Annotated in this window: 13 protein-coding genes; 6 read left to right on the top strand and 7 right to left on the bottom strand. The window is 45.7% G+C overall.

Going from position 1 to position 17,850, the window contains the following annotated elements:
* The first annotated feature begins 234 nt into the window (after positions 1-234).
* From QUA74_RS15010 to QUA74_RS15000, 3 genes are all read left to right on the top strand, one after another.
* Complete coding sequence (locus QUA74_RS15010) at positions 235-1,428, top strand: glutathione S-transferase family protein (protein WP_333330165.1); 1,194 nt, start codon at positions 235-237, stop codon at positions 1,426-1,428.
* A 137-nt stretch (positions 1,429-1,565) separates the two neighbouring features.
* Positions 1,566-3,161 carry a hypothetical protein gene (locus tag QUA74_RS15005; RefSeq protein WP_333330162.1) on the top strand — a complete coding sequence of 532 codons (1,596 nt, stop codon included), beginning with the start codon at positions 1,566-1,568 and terminating at the stop codon, positions 3,159-3,161.
* 64 nt (positions 3,162-3,225) lie between these two features.
* A complete protein-coding gene (locus QUA74_RS15000; protein WP_333330160.1) occupies positions 3,226-4,098 on the top strand; it encodes a macro domain-containing protein in 873 nt (290 codons plus the stop codon).
* A 27-nt stretch (positions 4,099-4,125) separates the two neighbouring features.
* On the opposite strand, the gene QUA74_RS14995 is transcribed toward QUA74_RS15000, so the two are convergent.
* From QUA74_RS14995 to QUA74_RS14975, 5 genes are all read right to left on the bottom strand, one after another.
* Entirely contained in the window at positions 4,126-5,361 is a 1,236-nt protein-coding gene (locus tag QUA74_RS14995) for a DUF4062 domain-containing protein (RefSeq protein WP_333330157.1), read from the bottom strand.
* Positions 5,362-5,675: 314 nt separating this feature from the next.
* A complete protein-coding gene (locus tag QUA74_RS14990; protein WP_333330154.1) occupies positions 5,676-6,317 on the bottom strand; it encodes an RNA ligase family protein in 642 nt (213 codons plus the stop codon).
* A gap of 98 nt (positions 6,318-6,415) precedes the next feature.
* A complete protein-coding gene (locus QUA74_RS14985; protein ID WP_333330149.1) occupies positions 6,416-8,833 on the bottom strand; it encodes an EF-hand domain-containing protein in 2,418 nt (805 codons plus the stop codon).
* Positions 8,834-9,220: 387 nt separating this feature from the next.
* Positions 9,221-9,391 (bottom strand): hypothetical protein, encoded by a 171-nt coding sequence (locus tag QUA74_RS14980; protein WP_333330146.1) that lies wholly within the window; start codon positions 9,389-9,391, stop codon positions 9,221-9,223.
* An 84-nt stretch (positions 9,392-9,475) separates the two neighbouring features.
* Complete coding sequence (locus tag QUA74_RS14975) at positions 9,476-10,720, bottom strand: HhoA/HhoB/HtrA family serine endopeptidase (RefSeq protein ID WP_333330143.1); 1,245 nt, start codon at positions 10,718-10,720, stop codon at positions 9,476-9,478.
* Positions 10,721-10,898: 178 nt separating this feature from the next.
* On the opposite strand from QUA74_RS14975, the gene QUA74_RS14970 reads away from it, so the two are divergent.
* Positions 10,899-11,252: a metal-sensing transcriptional repressor gene (locus QUA74_RS14970; protein ID WP_242723064.1), complete on the top strand. Its 354-nt coding sequence runs from the start codon at positions 10,899-10,901 to the stop codon at positions 11,250-11,252.
* A 271-nt stretch (positions 11,253-11,523) separates the two neighbouring features.
* On the opposite strand, the gene QUA74_RS14965 is transcribed toward QUA74_RS14970, so the two are convergent.
* Positions 11,524-11,961 (bottom strand): helix-turn-helix domain-containing protein, encoded by a 438-nt coding sequence (locus QUA74_RS14965; RefSeq protein ID WP_333330140.1) that lies wholly within the window; start codon positions 11,959-11,961, stop codon positions 11,524-11,526.
* Between the two features lie 1,088 nt (positions 11,962-13,049).
* On the opposite strand from QUA74_RS14965, the gene QUA74_RS14960 reads away from it, so the two are divergent.
* Together QUA74_RS14960 and QUA74_RS14955 are read left to right on the top strand one after the other, a co-directional pair.
* Positions 13,050-13,694, top strand: coding sequence for a pentapeptide repeat-containing protein (locus QUA74_RS14960; RefSeq protein WP_333330137.1), 645 nt, complete (start codon positions 13,050-13,052; stop codon positions 13,692-13,694).
* Positions 13,695-13,954: 260 nt separating this feature from the next.
* Positions 13,955-14,731, top strand: a complete 777-nt coding sequence (locus QUA74_RS14955; RefSeq protein ID WP_333330134.1) for a pentapeptide repeat-containing protein — start codon at positions 13,955-13,957, stop codon at positions 14,729-14,731.
* 7 nt (positions 14,732-14,738) lie between these two features.
* On the opposite strand, the gene QUA74_RS14950 is transcribed toward QUA74_RS14955, so the two are convergent.
* Positions 14,739-17,744 (bottom strand): GAF domain-containing protein, encoded by a 3,006-nt coding sequence (locus tag QUA74_RS14950; RefSeq protein WP_333330131.1) that lies wholly within the window; start codon positions 17,742-17,744, stop codon positions 14,739-14,741.
* Positions 17,745-17,850: the final 106 nt, after the last annotated feature.

Below are 17,850 nucleotides of genomic sequence, written 5' to 3'. Positions count from 1 at the left end.
TGTAGTTAAGTTGGCAGTGAGGACTTCAGTCCTCAAAGCCTTTTTTAACTGAGAACCAACTATCTTATTCAGGACTAAGACCAAAAAATAGTTGAATGCGCTAGGTGTAGGGGTAAGGTGCGCGCACAGCGCACCCTACAGATTGAGTTGGTGCGTAAGTTCTATTATTGCCGCGAAGAAGTCGCTGTCTTCAATTCTCCAATCTAAAATCTAAAATCTAAAATCTAAAATCGCATGACCCCCCTAAGCTGGACAGAATTAGAAGCCCTCACAGACTTTGAAGTCGATCGCGTCAACGGGCCAACCAACGCCCAAGCCTGCTTGCGCCTCTTTGGTAAAACCGAATCCGATGTGCGAGTCACTCTGTACCGCGATAACCATGCTTGGTGTCCCTACTGCCAAAAAATCTGGCTGTGGCTGGAAGAAAAACAAATCCCCTACCGTATTGACAAAGTTACTATGTTCTGCTACGGGGAAAAGGAAAGCTGGTACAAGCGCAAAGTGCCATCGGGAATGCTACCCGCGATCGAACTAGACGGCCGCATCATCACCGAAAGCGATGATATCTTAATCGCGCTGGAACGAGTCTATGGCCCCTTGGGTTTGGGCATGGAAAACCCCGCAGTCATACCCATGCGGCGGTTAGAGCGACTGCTATTTAGAGCCTGGTGCTCTTGGCTGTGCTACCCAGCAAGTTCAGCCAAAGTAGAACAACACAACCGCAACCAATTTATCAGCGTCGTCACCCAGGTAGAAAAGGCTCTGGCTAGCACTCCGGGGCCTTATTTCCTCGATGAATTTGGCACTGCGGATGTGATCTTTACGCCCTACGTCGAACGCATGAATGCCAGTCTTTACTACTACAAAGGCTACTCAATGCGCGAAGAAAACCCGCGCTTTGCTGACTGGTTTGCGGCGATGGAAACCCGCCCTACCTATCGCGGCACTCAGAGCGATTTTCACACCCACGTCCACGATTTACCGCCTCAGATGGGCGGCTGTTATGAAAACGGCGAACCTCAGATGCTACTCAATAAAGCCCGCGTGGATAATGGGCCTTGGGCTGGACTGCCGGATGTGATGTATCCAGAACCGGAAACCTCCCGCACTGAAGCACTTCATCGCGTCATTAAGCACCAGCGCAACATCGTTCGAGTCAATCCTGCTGATGACAACTTATTTGATGAGGCTTTGCGTTGTGCTTTAACTTTGATGATGACTGGCGAAGTTTGTACGCCACCGGCTGGTTCTGATGCGGCTTTGCGGTATTTGCGCGATCGGGTGAATGTGCCCCGTGATATGTCGATCTACGCGGCCAAGCGGCTGAGGGAAGCGTTGGAGGAAACGGCGGCTTTGGTGGGTGATGGCCAAGGTTCTCCGATTCTGCTGAAGAATCGGCGTGATCAAGATCCGGCTAATTTTGTGTAGGGGGCGATCGGAAATTACTCCTATCTTCATTGAAGATAATTTTGGAGGCATAGAGGAAAACTTAAACTCAGAAATCACTCAGGGTGATGATCCAGGTAATTATCGTTAATCTTGTAGTAGAATATTACCCCAACAATATGCCAGTTGATACCAAGCTTTATCTTGTTCTAATTGCTAGTCCTGGAGACGTTCCTCAAGAGCGGGAAATTATTCGAGAAGAAATTGCCAGGTGGAATGCAATTCACACTTTAGAGATGAAAATGATTCTGATGCCTTTGGGATGGGAAACAGATGCAACCCCTGATCTTGAGGAACGCGGACAAGCTATTATCAATCGTCAACTGGTTGACATTTGTGATCTCCTGATAGCTGTCTTCTGGACTCGACTTGGGACACCCACTCCTCAAGCGGAATCAGGTACTGTAGAAGAGATTGAGAGAGTACATAATGAAGGAAAACGCTGCATTGTCTACTTTTCGGATAAAGAAGTACCCCCTTCAGGAATCGATCTAAAACAGTACGAACGCCTTCAAAAATACAAAGAGGAGTTAAACAAGAAAGGATTGACTGATACCTATAAAACTATTGAAAAGTTCAGAGAGAAAGTTTCCCGACATATTACTGCATCAGTTTTACAAATCGCTAGGGAGGATAGAGAGCGACGAGCAGCAGAGCAGGAAGCAAAATCAATCGAACAGGCGCTCAGACTGCCAACGCAACCAGTTCTAACTTCTCCCAATTTTGAAATTTCGTTTGAAACCCTAACAGAGGCTCAAACCTCTGTTAAAAAACTACTTGAGTCTAGCTTCGGTGTTGCAGACATGGAAGATGTAAAGGAAAAGGAAATCGCCAAGGTTCAATTTGTTCTTGGCTCTCCTGATCTCGCTGCTCTTCTTAGTCAGCAACCAACAGTAGAAACCATTTCAGCAATTGCTCAAATTTTAGAAACAGCTACTACACCTTCTATCTATGCAATTGCCACGATTTGCAAATATGGAAACGATTCTTCAGTCGATTGGCTAGATATTGTTGGTGACTGGATAGAGCGTCTCAGTACCAAAAAGGTTGAAAGTGGATACCAATACCAATGGGCAAGTTATATCAAGATTTATCCTGGTTTACTTCTACTCTACACTGTAGGAATTTCTGCACTTCGTTCAACGAAAACTAACTTTTTGCGAGAAGCTTTAGAGCGTCAAATCTATTTACTTGAGTCCGAGCGTGAATTTAACTTAATAGATGTATTAGATCCGAGATATGTATTCTATGAAGATATAGGGAAACTTATAGAACCTGGATTTGAACGGAGATACACTCCGGTCAGCGACCATCTTGCCCCGCTAATCAAAAGTAAGCTATATCCTCATGAAGAAGAAGTTCAATATTTAAATTGGTTCGATCTTTTTGAATTTTTGCTTTCTCTAAAATCGGTTCATCTAAATGGACAATACCCTTATTTTGGCTCATTTACTTGGCGTTGGGAAACGAATAGATTTATCATTAAGTCAATTCAAGATGCAATACTGCAACAAGGTAGATATGGATCAGCAATCTTAACTATTTTCAATACAGAAGCTGACTTAGAGCGAACAGCACAGAACTATGACACTATAGCTAGCCAAACTCGTTCGGACGTTTGGCGAGCAAGTCCTCATAAAAATGTTAGCAAACTTATTCAACTAGCAAAAACTGGGAAAAGAATAACGAGCTACCGCGATCTTGGTAACGCATAAATATTGCAACAGGCAATCCAGTTAGGAATAATCTAGTACAATAAAAGTTTGAAATTAACACATAATGTCAAATAAATCTGTGAAAATCAGCCTCTACCTAAAGCTAATTACTAAAATTAGCTTTCCACGATTAGTAAATTCATTCGTGAGTACATTTGGTTTACTGTGGCTATTTATTGAACCTGCTACGCTGGTCTTCCCAGAGAAGCTCAACATAGGTTGGCTTGGTTACTTTGGACTTGCAGTTTTGTCGTTCATTTTTGCTATCATTCAATGCCGACCTCGAATGGCTATATCTAAAAAACTTATTTCTCCTGATTCAAATATTGAAATCAAAATAGGCGATCTCTTTGATGAAAACGGGCATTTAGTCATTGGTTGTAACGATACTTTTGATACAGAAATAGGAGATATTATTCGAGATTCCAGTATTCAAGGACAGTTTCTTACACAGGTTTATAGAGGCGATCGCAGCAAATTGGATGCAGATATTGAAGTAGCCCTCCAACCGTATCACACCGAACGCCAGGAAGATTTTGATAAAAGTCGAGGAAAAACTTGGCGATACCCCATCGGTACAGTAATTACACTCAGTTCACATAATAAATGCTATTTCTTGACAGCTTATGGATACATGAACAATAACTTGAATATTCAATCAAATACCGACTATCTTATGACTTCGCTGAATAAGCTCTGGAAAGAAGTTCGTCAAAAGTGCCAAGGTACAGGTGTAGCTATACCTATCATTGGCTCTGACCTTGCTCGTGTCGGCTTATCTAGAACTGAGTTAGCCAAGTTAATTATTACCTCTTTTATCGTGGAAACAAAGCGAACCTTCATTACTAAAAAATTAACCGTAATGATTTACGTCGAAGATTTAGATTCTATAGATTTCTATGATTTACAGGAATTTCTTGAATCTATCTGCTTCTGAGAGTTTTTGAAATTCTGCTAACAAAAACTAACCTACTATAGGAACAAACCCTTGAATCGGAATAGGTTTCTTATCGGCTATTGAGCTTGACACAATTACAAAAGAAGCATCAACCCGGACTCCCGTTGCTGTAGCAGGTTCGACATTCAAGTATTCAAAATACCCAGGATACCGTTGTAGAAACTCCTCAACTATGTACAGTCTTGTCAACCCTTCAGCAATCCAGCCTGATGCCTTTGTTGTACGCAGGAGTTCGGGTAATGGTGATGTATCAAGTCTTGTTAATGGTTGAGCCAGACTTAGAACACTCCTATCTATCTCCTCCTCTTTACCAAAAATAGCCAAGGTTGCCCAAATATACGCAAGATCGGCTGGTCCTAAAGAGTTTCCACGAACACCTCCACTGACTGATATCATCCTGCTGGTATCTCCCGAATATCCATGAAAATTCTGAGGTGTTGTACATTCAATACGTACTAAGTTCTCCGTTGTAAACTCCGAGTCTGTTGAAACAGAATCGACTTGGATGGGGAAACTTTGATCGGACCAAGTTATGCGATTAATATATGCTTGGTCGGATCTATATGGTTTGGCCAGGCTTAGAAGGGCATGACGTACACTTCCTTGGGTTACTCGTGCAGTTACAGTAAAATGATTTCCACCTCTTGATGGAATTGATTCACTCTTGACTAAACCGGGAAAGACGAGATTACCGAGTTTAATCCAAAAGCGGTAACTTCGTGCAGCCATCTCTCGCAATCGAGCATCAAGCTGAGAAACAAAAGAATGCGTTGTTGAAAAAGATGCAACAGAAACTTCCTTGTAGAGCGATTTCAGCCAATCATTTAATCGCCCGTCTCGCTCAGAGTCTTGAATTCCCTCTAGCATGAAAATCCAGCGTGGGATCTTGCGTTTAGTAGCCTGATTTCCCTCTTTATGGATGGGTGAATAGCCTGTGGAATCGGCGATACCATAACTTCTACCAACTAATAACACAAAAATATCTGATTGATCGACACCGTTTAAATAAGCTTGTTCAGAAGCTTCATCTCTTGGTGTCATGTCCTCCCACATAATTGGATGAGCACCTATTTCGTATAAATATTGTCGAGCAGCTTGTCGTACTGGATTCATCTCGGCATCTCTCCGAGAACTAATGAAAATTCCCTTACCTGCAACCCACTCGCGGAAGCGCTCCTCAGCTAAAGGCTGGGGACGTGCTGTTGTGTCAATTAAGAGGTTGTTCCAGCTATCGTAACGCATTGGATATTTGTGACAATTAATTCAGAAACTTTCTACTGTGATATTTTTCCCCATTTGGTTAGTTTATAGGTAAAAACACACAAGTTACAAAGATTTTAACAGACCGCACACAGACTGCTCCGTAACGTAAACCGATCGCGCCGTCCCACTCTCCAAATCAAAAATTGATACTTTCGCTCTGCACCTTCAGCACTGCCATCTCATCACAAGATAGGTTGTTTGTCAACTATTCTGGTAAAGGGGGAGCAAAAGAGGGTTTCAGCGATCGCACTACTCGATCGATTCATGGAAAAAGTTAGTCTTCAGATTTTATATTACTCCCAGTAATTTTCCCAATCATCCTTAAAAGCTTGCTGCAATCTCTGCATATACGCATCAGTCTTAATCTTCACCATCCACAGATTATTAGCATTGCGGCCTCCCTTGCACACAACACCTTCATCCACACCGTATTTCCCCTTGCGAAGATCATCCATAAACTTGCCCGTCAGTTTGCCGCGATAAATCACTCGCGCAATATTTAATTTACCAAAATCCTGAATAAACCGATCGGGAACAACGATACCGCCCTCAGCTTCCACATCAAAAAGAACCAGTTGTTTGCGATCGTCCTTTTTGTGCCTTCCCGCAAACGAGTTAGCACCAAAAAACTCTGTAAACACAGTAATTTCAGGGCAGTGATACTCTTCGTTATCTCGAAATATAGACTCTAAGGGACTAGCAAAGTCTCTTTTAAATATTTCCGGTGCTTCTTCTAAACCTGGATGTGCAGCATTAAATTCTGCCATTCCCATCTCATCCAAATCAAATCTACTGCGGCGCGTACCAAAAGCATACCAGCCAAGTTCAACTTCCCAAACCCAATGCAAATTAGTGCCATCGTACTTCTCAAAAGCTACACATTGTTCGTGAGGGCAATTTTTACTATCTGGAATTTTGGGATAGGCAAGAAGCATGATATCGATTCCGGTTGCACCGGAATGCTTGTTGACTGTTGACTAATGACTGTTGACTGTTGACTAATGACTAATGACTAATGACTAATGACTGATATTCAAGTAGCCTCGACGAACAAACCGCTTCGAGCAAACTCCTCTTCTTCAGGAGTGAAGACTGGAGCTTCATCCACAAGGTCAGGGTCAAAGTAGTATATCTCTTGTAGGAATTGCCCCGTGACGATCGCCTCGTCCAACTCCTGGATGTAATCTTGAGCAACTAAGCATACCTCCTTGATGCCTTCCTCATCCCTCTTATCCAACAGCTTATGCAATATTGCTCTCACCCCTGTGAGTCGTGCTGCTGGCTTGAGGATACCGTAGAGGCGGTACATCCGATCGGTGGCAATGCTGATTTGTTTGAGGGCTTTGGCTTGTGCTAGCTCAGACTCAATGCTGGGCCAATAACGGGTGGTGTAGAATGCTTCCTCATCCTTTTGATACCACTCCTCCGATCGCGCAATTGATGAGGATACAGTGTTGTGCAACTTCCAGAAGAATAAGCGCAGGGACGGGCCATCTACTACGGTAGACAGCTTTGCCTCCATTGATACCTCAAAGCTATTCAGACGCGGGTCGCGCCCAAGCACGAGGTACTCCACAGGGTAAATTTCCACCTCCTTATTCTGCACGACGTAGGCGTTGAGGTGGTGGCGGCAGTAGGGGCAGGGATACATACTGGCAAACAGGTTGAAGAAGTGCTTGAAGAGGGCCACCAGAGTTTTTTGCTGTTCTGGGGTCTTGGTAGAGACTATCTCAGCCGTAGTGTGCAAGAAACGCCACACCGCAGGGCCAATATAGTAAGGGAAGCTGACCCGCATTTGTGAATTCTTTACTTCAGTGCGATCGATATACACATCGATGAACGCCACATATTGCGAGAGTTCGCCAGACTCGCGCCCAGACTCTAAGCGTTCGCGCCGTTTCTGTATCCCATTGAGGTAGTGGTGCGTCAAGCGCCATGCCTGTTGAAGCATCAGCTTCTGTTTTGGAGCGCATTTGGGAAAGCCTTCTGCAACATCCGCCCCATAGCGCCCAAATTCCCCTGACGTTTTAGTCGCTTCGTACCACTCGTTTAAAGCTGCTTCATCAGGCACCGTGTTGAAGGGAATGTCTGCTGCGGTAATGACGCTGAAGGCAGCCAGCAACTTCGGCATAAAGTCTTCATACCAATATGCTAGTGGCATCATCGCACCATCTATTTGCTCTAATGCCTCCGACAGGATGACGCGGTTCCACTTCTTCAGGTACTCTGTGGGATCTCCCGCCGATTGGGCTGGTGGCGCTGCCATGCTCTCACTCAGCTCCAGGTTTCGCAGTCGGTTGAGTTCGTTGATGGCAAGCACACCCTCGGCAACGTCACGCAAGTTGAGACTATCCTTTTTGATGGTCATTGCCAACTCGACTGCCGCCCCAAACTTCTCCTTGGCGGTGGCAGACTTATCCCGCGCCTGCAACATGGCTTGTTCTTGGGCCAACATTTCAGGAGTTTTTTCTATTGTTTTCCAGTTCTTGATGCGATGCTCTAGTCGGGCATATTCATCTTCGAGCGATTTAACTACTGCATCCAGTAGAGGGTTGCACGCCGACTCTACTACACCCAATCCTTTATAAAGCGCGATCGCACTCCTGACAAATCGCACAAAATCAGCAATTTTGTAAGGCAAGTCTCTCACGCACAGGTGAGTCTCGTGGTTGGCACAGAAACTCTCGCGGAAGCTGCGGTAGGCTGCTCCCTGGATCAGACGAAACAAACCAATCTGCATCTCCAAGCGGGACGTACCGCGCTTCTTTTCAGCTTGTGGGTGTTGGGCGAGTAGTTCTTTTAGCCGCGCTATTTCTCGATTGCAACCGGTGGGTGGTTCTTGTAGATCTTCTAGATTAGGTTCAATAGTGGCAGAAGCTGCCTCGTTGACAGCAGTGGCTATACTTTCGAGCGCAGCCACTGTACTATCTGAAATCTCGGTTGTCAGTGCACAGACAACCGGAACCGGCAAGTCTTGATCTCCTGTTGTGAGCTCTGACTCATCGGGTACCAGCGTGCAGAATTCCTCAAAGTCAATTAAGGCATTGCCGTCATGGTCTGCCTCTTTGATGATCTCATCGAGCTCTGGCTCTGTCAGCCCAAACTCGCTCATCACATCCTGCATCTCGTTTTTACTGATTTGACCGGTACCGTTTTCATCAAATACACTAAATGACATTTTGAGACGACTCTGGCGATCGCCTTGCTGGGACACCATCAGCATTTTGAATTCCTCAAAATCGATACTGCCAGACTTGTCTAAGTCCACTTCCTCGATCGTGTCGCGCAGCTCGGTTTCGTTAGGACTCTGGCCTAGCGATCGCATCACTTGACCGAGTTCTTCTGATGAAATAGCACCACTCCCGTCCGCGTCCAATACTTTGAACACTTCCCATAACTTTGCCACCTCTTCTTCTGTCATGACTTTTTTTTCAATATCCACAGATGTCATACTAAATTTTCCCTGAGTTTTTTATTTTATGTCTATTAATTATGGCCAATATAACTAGGTAAGCGCAAAAAAACAATAATATTTTGTAGGGTCTTGTCGGGGCAGGTTTAGCCTAGGATCTATACTAAGAGAGATGTTATTAGTGCAAAAGCTGGTCTACCCTGTAATGTTTATTTAAACCCACTTACTTTAATTCCTGATAACTTACGCAACTGTTACATAGGATACTATAACTCATAGTTGCCAGCGTTATCGCAATGATTGACCGTTTTAGTTGGTAAATTAAATAGTTAGAAAGCCATCCGTATTTAAGTCGCTCAAGAGTTTTCTTGGTTGACATTTGACAGTTGACTGTGAGTCTACAAAATGAAAATGACGCTAATATATCTAAGGACTCAACTTTGTAATTCCGATGAAGCGCGGATTTGAGTTAAAGCGGTTAGATTCCGATCGAAGAGACTGAAGGGCGAGCGCCTTTTGCATCAGGATTTGAGTTAAAAGTAGACGCACTATTCCGTCATAGTTGAGTGAATTTAAATCATCTATGATAGCAATCATATTTCATTTGTGAATAATTTTTATGCCCAGCACGCGATCGAGTCGAGGAGGGGGTTTTAACGATTTCCCCCCTTCCCCTTTTAGTTAAAAATCCCTCAGTTGAGCTGTTTCAACCGCAAGTTCTTTAATCAGGGCACCGCGGCGCACCTTCAGTTGCAGAATTTGACCGATTTTGCTGTTTTCCACCAAATTTTGCAACTGTTCGGGCTCAGTCACTCCCTCACCGTCAATTTGAACGATCACATCCCCCTTGCGAACCCCTGCTGTCTCAGCAGGCGTATTTGGCACAACTCGCATCACTAACACCCCTTTGACTTCTGGCACAATTAAAGGAGCATTGGGGTCAGAATTATTCTCTCTGGCCATTTCAGGAGTCAAAGCAATCATCTGAATCCCCAAAAACGGATGGCTGACTTGTTCTCCCTTGGCTAACTGCGCGTAGATGGCCTTGGCTTTGTCGATCGGAATCGCAAAGCCAATACCCATTGCGTCGGCTCGAATCGCCGTGTTGATGCCAATCACTTCTCCTCTGCTGTTTAACAGCGGGCCGCCGGAATTGCCGGGATTGATGGCGGCGTCGGTTTGAATGAAATCGAGCCGCTTGTCGGGAATGCCGACGGCTGCACTGGAGCGTTTGAGGGTGCTGATAATGCCCAAGGTGACGGTGTTGTCAAATCCCAGGGGGTTCCCCACGGCGATCGCCCAATCTCCCACTTTCACCGCGTCGGAATCTCCCAAGGTGGCCGTCGGCAGGTTTAATTGCTTGGTATTAATTTTGACAACAGCCAAATCAGTTACTTCGTCAGTACCTTGCACTTCTCCTGGAAATGTCCTGCCGTCGTTTAAAGTGACAGTCACTCGATCGGCTTTGTCAACTACGTGAGCGTTGGTTAAAACAATCCCGCTTTTATCAATAATGAAGCCGGAACCTTGACCGCGCAACCGTTCTTGTCTGGGGGTCATGCTGCGTAAATCTTCTCCCAAAAATCTGCGGAAGAAGGGGTCTTCCATTAACGGGTCGATGTTGCGACTGACAGTGCGCTCGGTATCAATGCGGACAACTGCTGGCCCGACTCGATCGACTGCGGCCGTCACAAAACTGCCGGTATCCCCCAAGAGTTCCGGACTCCGCAGCGCTAGCAGTTGCGGATTCGCGGCGGTGGCTGGGAAACTCTGGAACTGTAAGTTGGGCGGATTTGTGCCGTCAGCGGCGGTAGCGGGTGCAGCATTGATACCGAGCGCGCTGAGGGCGATCGTCATTGCTAAAATGAGGGCGCACCAACGAGTACCGATTCGAGGTGTGGGGCGAAAAAACTTAAATAGTCGCATAGCGTCAATCTTTGTTAGTCTGGGTTAGTCTGGTAAACGTGTGCGATCGTGCGGACTCAATAATCTGCCGCTATGAAGATCCTAAATATATTTTGACAGTTACAATACATGAGTCAGGAGCCCGCACAAACTCAACATATTCTGAATTCTAACTTTTAAAATTTCCCTCGTAACCCCAATGATTCTATCTGATACTTCTACTGACAAATCCTTGCCCTCAAATTCCCACCACCATCACGACGATAAATCAGCCCACCCTCACCATCACGATGAAGAATCGATGCGGCGGCTGGTAAATCGCTTGTCTCGGATTGAAGGGCACGTCCGCGGCATTAAAACAATGGTGCAAGAAAACCGTCCCTGTCCCGAAGTTCTCGTGCAAGTTGCTGCGGTTCGAGGCGCGCTCGATCGCGTAGCGAGAATCATTCTTGACGAACACTTAACGGAGTGCATTGCCCGAGCCGCTAAAGAAGGCAATATCGATACGGAAATCGAAGAGTTGAAAGCGGCTTTGGATCGGTTTTTGCCTTAGCCGCTGCCCATTTTTACATCGTAAAAAAACTCCAAGTTTTGACTTCTCGCGCATTTTTCAAGCATCTTTCACAAACGCGGGAAAAGCGTCAAATCTTCTCCCCCTCACCCCAATCGTTACAACACATAATTTATATGCTTCGCAGTTTATAAGAGCGAGTTTTGTTGAAAAAGAATTCGTTAGGTTTGTCGTGACGATGCAAGTCCTAAAAATCTTCACAGGCTGACTCCAAACAATTGGACGGTGATTAACCGGACTTGGTATCAACTGTCTAGACTTTCGTCAGCTTGGCTTTTAGGTGGTATCTGACTGTTGCGTAAACAGCTTTATAGGAAGCTTCAATGCTGTATTCCTGCTGCAACCACTCTTGAATTTCTCCATAGCTTTTAAAGCCTTCTTGGGGGTCACTGAGGCGCATTGCCAAACTAGCGCGGGCCAGAGGAGGAATGGCCGGCTTGCGGCCGCCACTGTGCTTTGTTTTGAGGAGTCCTTCGAGTCCGTCAGAGCGGTACTTTCTGAGCCACCGCTGCACTGTAATTCGGTTGACCCCGATCGTCATTGCCAATTCTTTAACTGTCTTAACGTGACAAATTTTGAACAGGTAAAGTGCTTGAATTTTTTGAAAGCCACTTGCTGTTTTTTGTTCAGTTAACAGGTTTTTTAGTTCTTCAATTGTCTCTGTGATGCTAAGTTTACATACTCCCGCCATATCAATTACCTCACGATTTGCGTTCTACAATACCTTTGTTTGACAAGGGAGCACAAGCTGCTCCTATCCTAAATGCTGACCTTTTGTTTGCCCTGAAGCAATACAAAAGCGTTCGTTATCATTAAACTTTTTCCTTCCGGGAGACACTCAGACGCTCAGAAACCGGATTATTTTAACCGGGAGCAAGGTTGCAACGATTTTTTGGGGAAAACCCGGTTTGGGGGTCAGTTTTGTATTTGATGGACAAGCGTCATTGCTAATACTGATAGGCGTTAATCGATCGACTGTAACATTAGCGGCACCAGGTGACTCTTAAGGAATACCATTTATTCTCTTATTGTTAAACATCTATCATGGTTTTCCTGGTATTTATTGGTATTTTTTGCGAACGTATGAGCGATTTTTAGTCATTAGGTGCTAGCAAACAAGCTAAGGTCTGTACACCAGCGATCGCATTTTTATACAGACATTCCCCTAGTCCCCGAAGTGCATTTTTGGCTTTCGCTGTGCGAGAAATCATTAAATATCAGCACTCTCACGGGTCAGAGCCGGTAGCGCCGAGTAACATTGCAACCGACTTTCTTGCCGCGGGCAAGTATCGGTGAAACTACTTGCTCGATCGCCAGTTGAGTAAAACACCGCGAGGGTGGGATTGTCAATTCCTCAGCATTACAGTAACACTATCGGCTATTTTGCCCCGCCTGCTGTGATCGAAAAGGTTGCTTCTATGTGATACTACTAACATTAATCCGTGATCTGTATCACACGTATACTCAGTGAACTCAACTATCCACAAAAAGTTATGGGTTCGATTGATCGGAGTTTCCACGTAGAATCTTTGGGATTTAGTTAGGAAGTGCGATCCAACTTGTTGTTAAATTTTTTAAATATTAATTTCTCACCCAAGTGAAAATAGAATGCAGCTTTGTCCTTCACCCTCACCAAACCATCTAATTTCTACTCAAACCTTGCAGATTGAGGGAAGTTTCAGGCTGGGTGTGAATATTTCAGAATCTAAAATTGCAGAACATCCGGTGCAACCAACGTGCTGACAGTATTCTTCATTTAAAAGGTGTAGAGAAGCCACAATGAACGTTGACGAACTGCTCAAGCTATACGCAATAGGAGAAAGAAATTTTAGCGGGGTCTACCTGCACGAGGTCTACCTCTACGAAGCAGAATTGATTGGAGCCAATTTGTATGAAGCCGACCTGATTGGAGCCAATCTCAGCAAAGCCAAACTCAACAGAGTCAACTTTAGCAAAGCCAATTTGTGCAAGATTAATTTGAGCAGAGCAGACTTAGGTGGAGCCGACCTTACAGAAGCACTTTTAGTTGAAGCTAACCTGCATCGAGCTGAGTTGATGGGAGCGAACCTCAGCAAAGCAGACTTGAGCGGAGCTTCCCTGATCCAAGCAACTTTAATTGGAGCCAACATATCTCGCGCAACACTCAGCCGTGCAGACTTGCACGGAGTAAATCTTTACGGAGTAAACTTGCGTAGGGCGGTGCTCACAGAATGCGATTTAATTGGCGCAAATTTGAGCAAAGTAGACCTTAGCGGAGCCGACTTAATGGGGGCGAATCTAATTAGGGCCGACTTGACTGAAGCGATTTTAAGTGCGTCCGACTTAAGCGGAGCAAACCTGTTGGGGGCAAACCTTACAAAAGTCAACTTGAGCGGAGTATATCTTAAGGGTACAACGATGCCCGACGGCACGATTCACGACTAATTTATTTGTTAATTTTTATGGTTGCCGAGAACAGCGGCTAAAGGGTAATGAGTAATTCATTACCCTAATTTATTGGCAGCAAAATCTTTATTTGACACTAAGGTAAGGCCGAGAACTTCAATGTAGGGTGCTAATGGCGCCCAGAACTCCTACATACGGCAAGTCAAAAGATTTGTTGGGTGAACTTGTGTTATGGTGATTTTCAATTGCTTCGATAAAAGCTATTTTAGATTTAATATTTTGAATTTTGGACGGTTAAAATGAAACTCAGAATCCTCGCTGCTGTAACGCTGCTGAGCGCGATCGCCCCGATCGCTCCTGCACCCGCCGAGAACATCCAACACACGCAACAACTACTAGCCACCCGACAGTGCCCCAACTGCGACCTCAGCAGTGCAGGCTTGGTTTTAGCCAACTTAACAGGAGCCAATCTCAAAGGTGCTGACTTGAGGTTGGCTAACCTCAGTCGAGCCAACCTCACCGGGGCTGACCTCAGCGGTGCCAACCTCAGCGGCACTAGCCTGTTTGGCGTCAACCTGACCGGGGCGAACCTCAGCGGTGCGAACCTCAGCGGTGCTGACTTGAGAAGTGCCTATCTCAGCGACGCCAATTTGCTCAACGCCAATTTAACTAACGCGCAACTGCTCGGAGTTAGAGGAATGCCAACCAATATCGGCACCGCTGAAGACTTCTACCGGTTGGGAGTGCTGGAAGCTCAAGCGGGAAACTACAGAAACGCCATTGATTATTACAATCAAGCGCTGAATCTGAAATCGGATTTAGCAGCCGTTTATTTTGCGCGCAGTATGTCTCGCGCTGACTTGGGAGACTTCGCCGGCGCGGCTCTAGACGCCGATCGAGCAAACCAACTCTTTGCAGCTCAAGGAAATCCCCAAGGTCAGGATTTGTCAAAGCAGTTAGCCGAAGCCATTGTTGCACGTCAAAAGCCTATGGAGCCCCGCACTTCCAGCCGCGGCGACTTTATGAGTCTTCTCGGTTCGATCGGTTCTGTGCTGGTGAAGCTAATCTTGCCTTGACGGTTGCCTAATTCAGCGGAATCTCGATCCAGAACTCTGTACCATGACCGGGTACAGAAACACACTTAAGTACGCCTTGGTGTTTCTCAACTACAATTTGGTAACTGATAGACAGTCCTAAACCCGTGCCCCGACCTACGGGTTTAGTAGTAAAAAACGGATTAAATATGTGAGAGATTAACTCTTTGGGGATGCCGTGACCATTGTCGGCAATGCAAATTCCTACCGTTTTTTCATCGATTAATTCAGTGCGAATCCGAATGCAAGGGGATGGGAAATCAGGAATCAAACACTGGGTGGCGGCATTTATATCTCCTGACTCGATAGGCCGTATTTGGGAGCTTAAATGTGTCGCGACTGCACTTTGCGCGTTAAAGGGAAGATTCATAACTTGCTTTTTTTGCCCCATTTCTAGGGCGTCCAGGGCATTGCCGATCAGATTCATAAATACCTGATTGAGCGAGCTGGCATAGCATTCTACTAAGGGCAAATTGCCGTATTCTTTAATGATTTCTACGGTGGTGTGATCGGAATGGGCTTTGATCCGGTGCTGCAAAATCAACAAGGTACTGTCGATGCCCTCGTGAATGTCAACGGCTTTTTTCTCGGCTTGATCGCTCCTGGAAAAATTACGCAAAGATACAACTAACTGGCGGATGCGCTCAACTCCTACTGTCATGGAACCCAAAATTTTTGGCAAATCTTCCGCAAGAAATTCGATGTCGATTGCTTCGGAACACTCGCTAATTTCTGGGTTGGGATTGGGGTAGTGCTGGCGGTAGAGTTCCACCAAGCAGAGTAAATCTTTGGTGTATTCGCTGGCGTGGGACAGATTGCCGTAGATAAAGTTAACGGGGTTATTGATTTCGTGGGCGACTCCGGCCAGGAGTTGTCCGAGACTGGACATTTTTTCGGTTTGAATCAGTTGGGCTTGGGTATTGTGCAGTTCTGTGACTGTTTTAGCTAGCTGTTCGGCTTTTAATCGATCGGCAGTTGCGGCATTGAGACTTTCTTGATAAAGTTCTGCTTGGTGAATGGCGATCGCAGCTTGAGCCGCTAAATGTTGCACCAATTCCTGTTCTGCAGTTTGCCAAACTCTCGGCCCCGAACACTCATGGGCAATCAGCAACCCCCATAATTGGGAATCTTTGCCTCTCATCGGCACAATTAAACTTCCTCTCACCTGCAACTCTTCCAAAAAATCGCGGTGACAGGGTGTTAAATCCTCCGTATAAATATCATTAATTGCTCGCACCCGTCCGGCTCGATAAAAGCAGTCTGAGCCTTCGGGCAAGCATTCTTGTGGAGATGTGATACCCAAAATTGACCGCCACTGGCCGCAAACAGCTTCGACAACTACCTCCCCCTGTTTATCTGCTGCAAATTGGTAGATTACCGTGCGATCGGTATCCAACAAAACTCTGACTTCTCGCACAATAGTTTGCAGTATGATTTTTAAATCTAAGGTGCTGCGAATCTGGTCTCTAACTCGCGTCAATACTTTGGCAAAGTCCAAGGATTTTTGCAATTGGGCGGTGCGTTCTTGAACTTGGCGCTCCAAGTTGGCATTCAGGGCCTGCACTTCTTTATGAAGAACATACTGCCCAATTGCCGAACAAAATTGGCTGCCTATAGCTAAAGCTTGCTCGATTTCCTCGCACTTCCACTCGGGCGACTGACCTTTTTTTATTTCTCGCCAGAGTTCAAAAGATTGTCTGGGAAGGGTTTGTGCAGCGCTGCTGTCAAAGCGCCCCGCCCACATTTTGGTGGTATCAATTGCATTGCGAAAAATGGTCAAGCAGCCGACCACTTGTTGTTTGTATTGGAGAGGAATTACCAGCAAACCCCGAATTTGAGTAGATTGGAAAGCAGGAACTAAAACTCTAAAGAGAGGTTCTTTGTATAAGTCTGTAATTATTAAAACAGGGAATAGAGAATTAGGAAAAATTGGAAATTGGGGAATTTCTTGGGTATTTTTTAATCCTTTTGTTAGCCATCCCTGCCAGAGGGGATGAGCTTCGATCGCCTTAACTATTTCCCAGTTGGGAAGTGTCGGTTGTTCTCCTGTGGTGAACAGTTCAAAGGCAGCATCACTGTGGGCCGCGGCAATTGGAAATTCTCCCTCAATCTGGGGATTAGATAACTTTTCACCGTTGATTTTCGGCGGGTTGAGATAGAGTCTGCCACCGCTGCCACCCAAAGCGGTGACCGTGGCTTCTAAGCCCTCTTGCAGTTGAATGTTGACGTGACCGTACAACAGGGCTGCTATGCGGCTCACGGTGGCTTCCCGGGCGGCTTGAGAGCGGGTTTGCTGCAGGAGGAGTGCGTGGGCGATGGCGCTAGACAATTGATCTGATACGAGCTGAACTACTTCTAAATCTGCTGGTGAAATATTGAGGGGGGCACAGTGGTGAGACACTAAAAGTCCCCACAGTTCGATGTGAATTTTTTGATTATTTCCTAGTTCGTATCGAGTCAGACACGTTGCCGCCTCGCAGATATCTGTTTTGCTGTTTTCCGACGCAATCCTGCGGTGCAAAATCGGCACGACTAAGGAAGATTGCACTCCCATTGCCATCAGGTAAGCGGTGTGGCAAGGATCGAGCGATCTGTAGTGCATCTCTTCCTTTACTAAAGGTTGACCGGTGTCCGCAGCATCGAGGGGACTCAGGACGATCGTCCCTGAGTTAACATCTATTATTGTCCGCTGGCGCAAAGTGACATACATCTCCCTGGCGCTCGCGGGAATGTCGTCGGCTGGAAAGTGCAGCCCTTTCAAGGAAGGGAGATTGTTGTTATTAATTGACTCAGCAACAACTTCTCCACTTCCGTCAGCACTAAACCTGTAAATCATAATGCGATCAGTTTTCAAAAAAGACCGCACTTCTGCTACCGTACTGGTTAAAATATCTTCTAATTCTAGAGATTGGCGAATGCGTTCTGTTATCCGCCGTATCAAAACTTCTCTGTCTAGTTTATAATGTAATTCTTGCGTATTTTCTCTGAGTTGCATAAATCTCCTTTTGTACTTAATACAATGATAATAAGAAGTTTTGAGGTGCTGTGGTCGCGAGCAAACTCAAATGCCTCACCCTGAGTTTTTGAGTCAACCGATCTGT

Source organism: Microcoleus sp. LAD1_D3, from assembly GCF_036702135.1.
In the GTDB taxonomy this organism is placed as follows: Bacteria; Cyanobacteriota; Cyanobacteriia; order Cyanobacteriales; family Microcoleaceae; genus Microcoleus.
The sequence above is the reverse complement of the archived record's forward strand: the minus strand, read 5'-3'. Positions and strand labels throughout refer to the sequence as shown.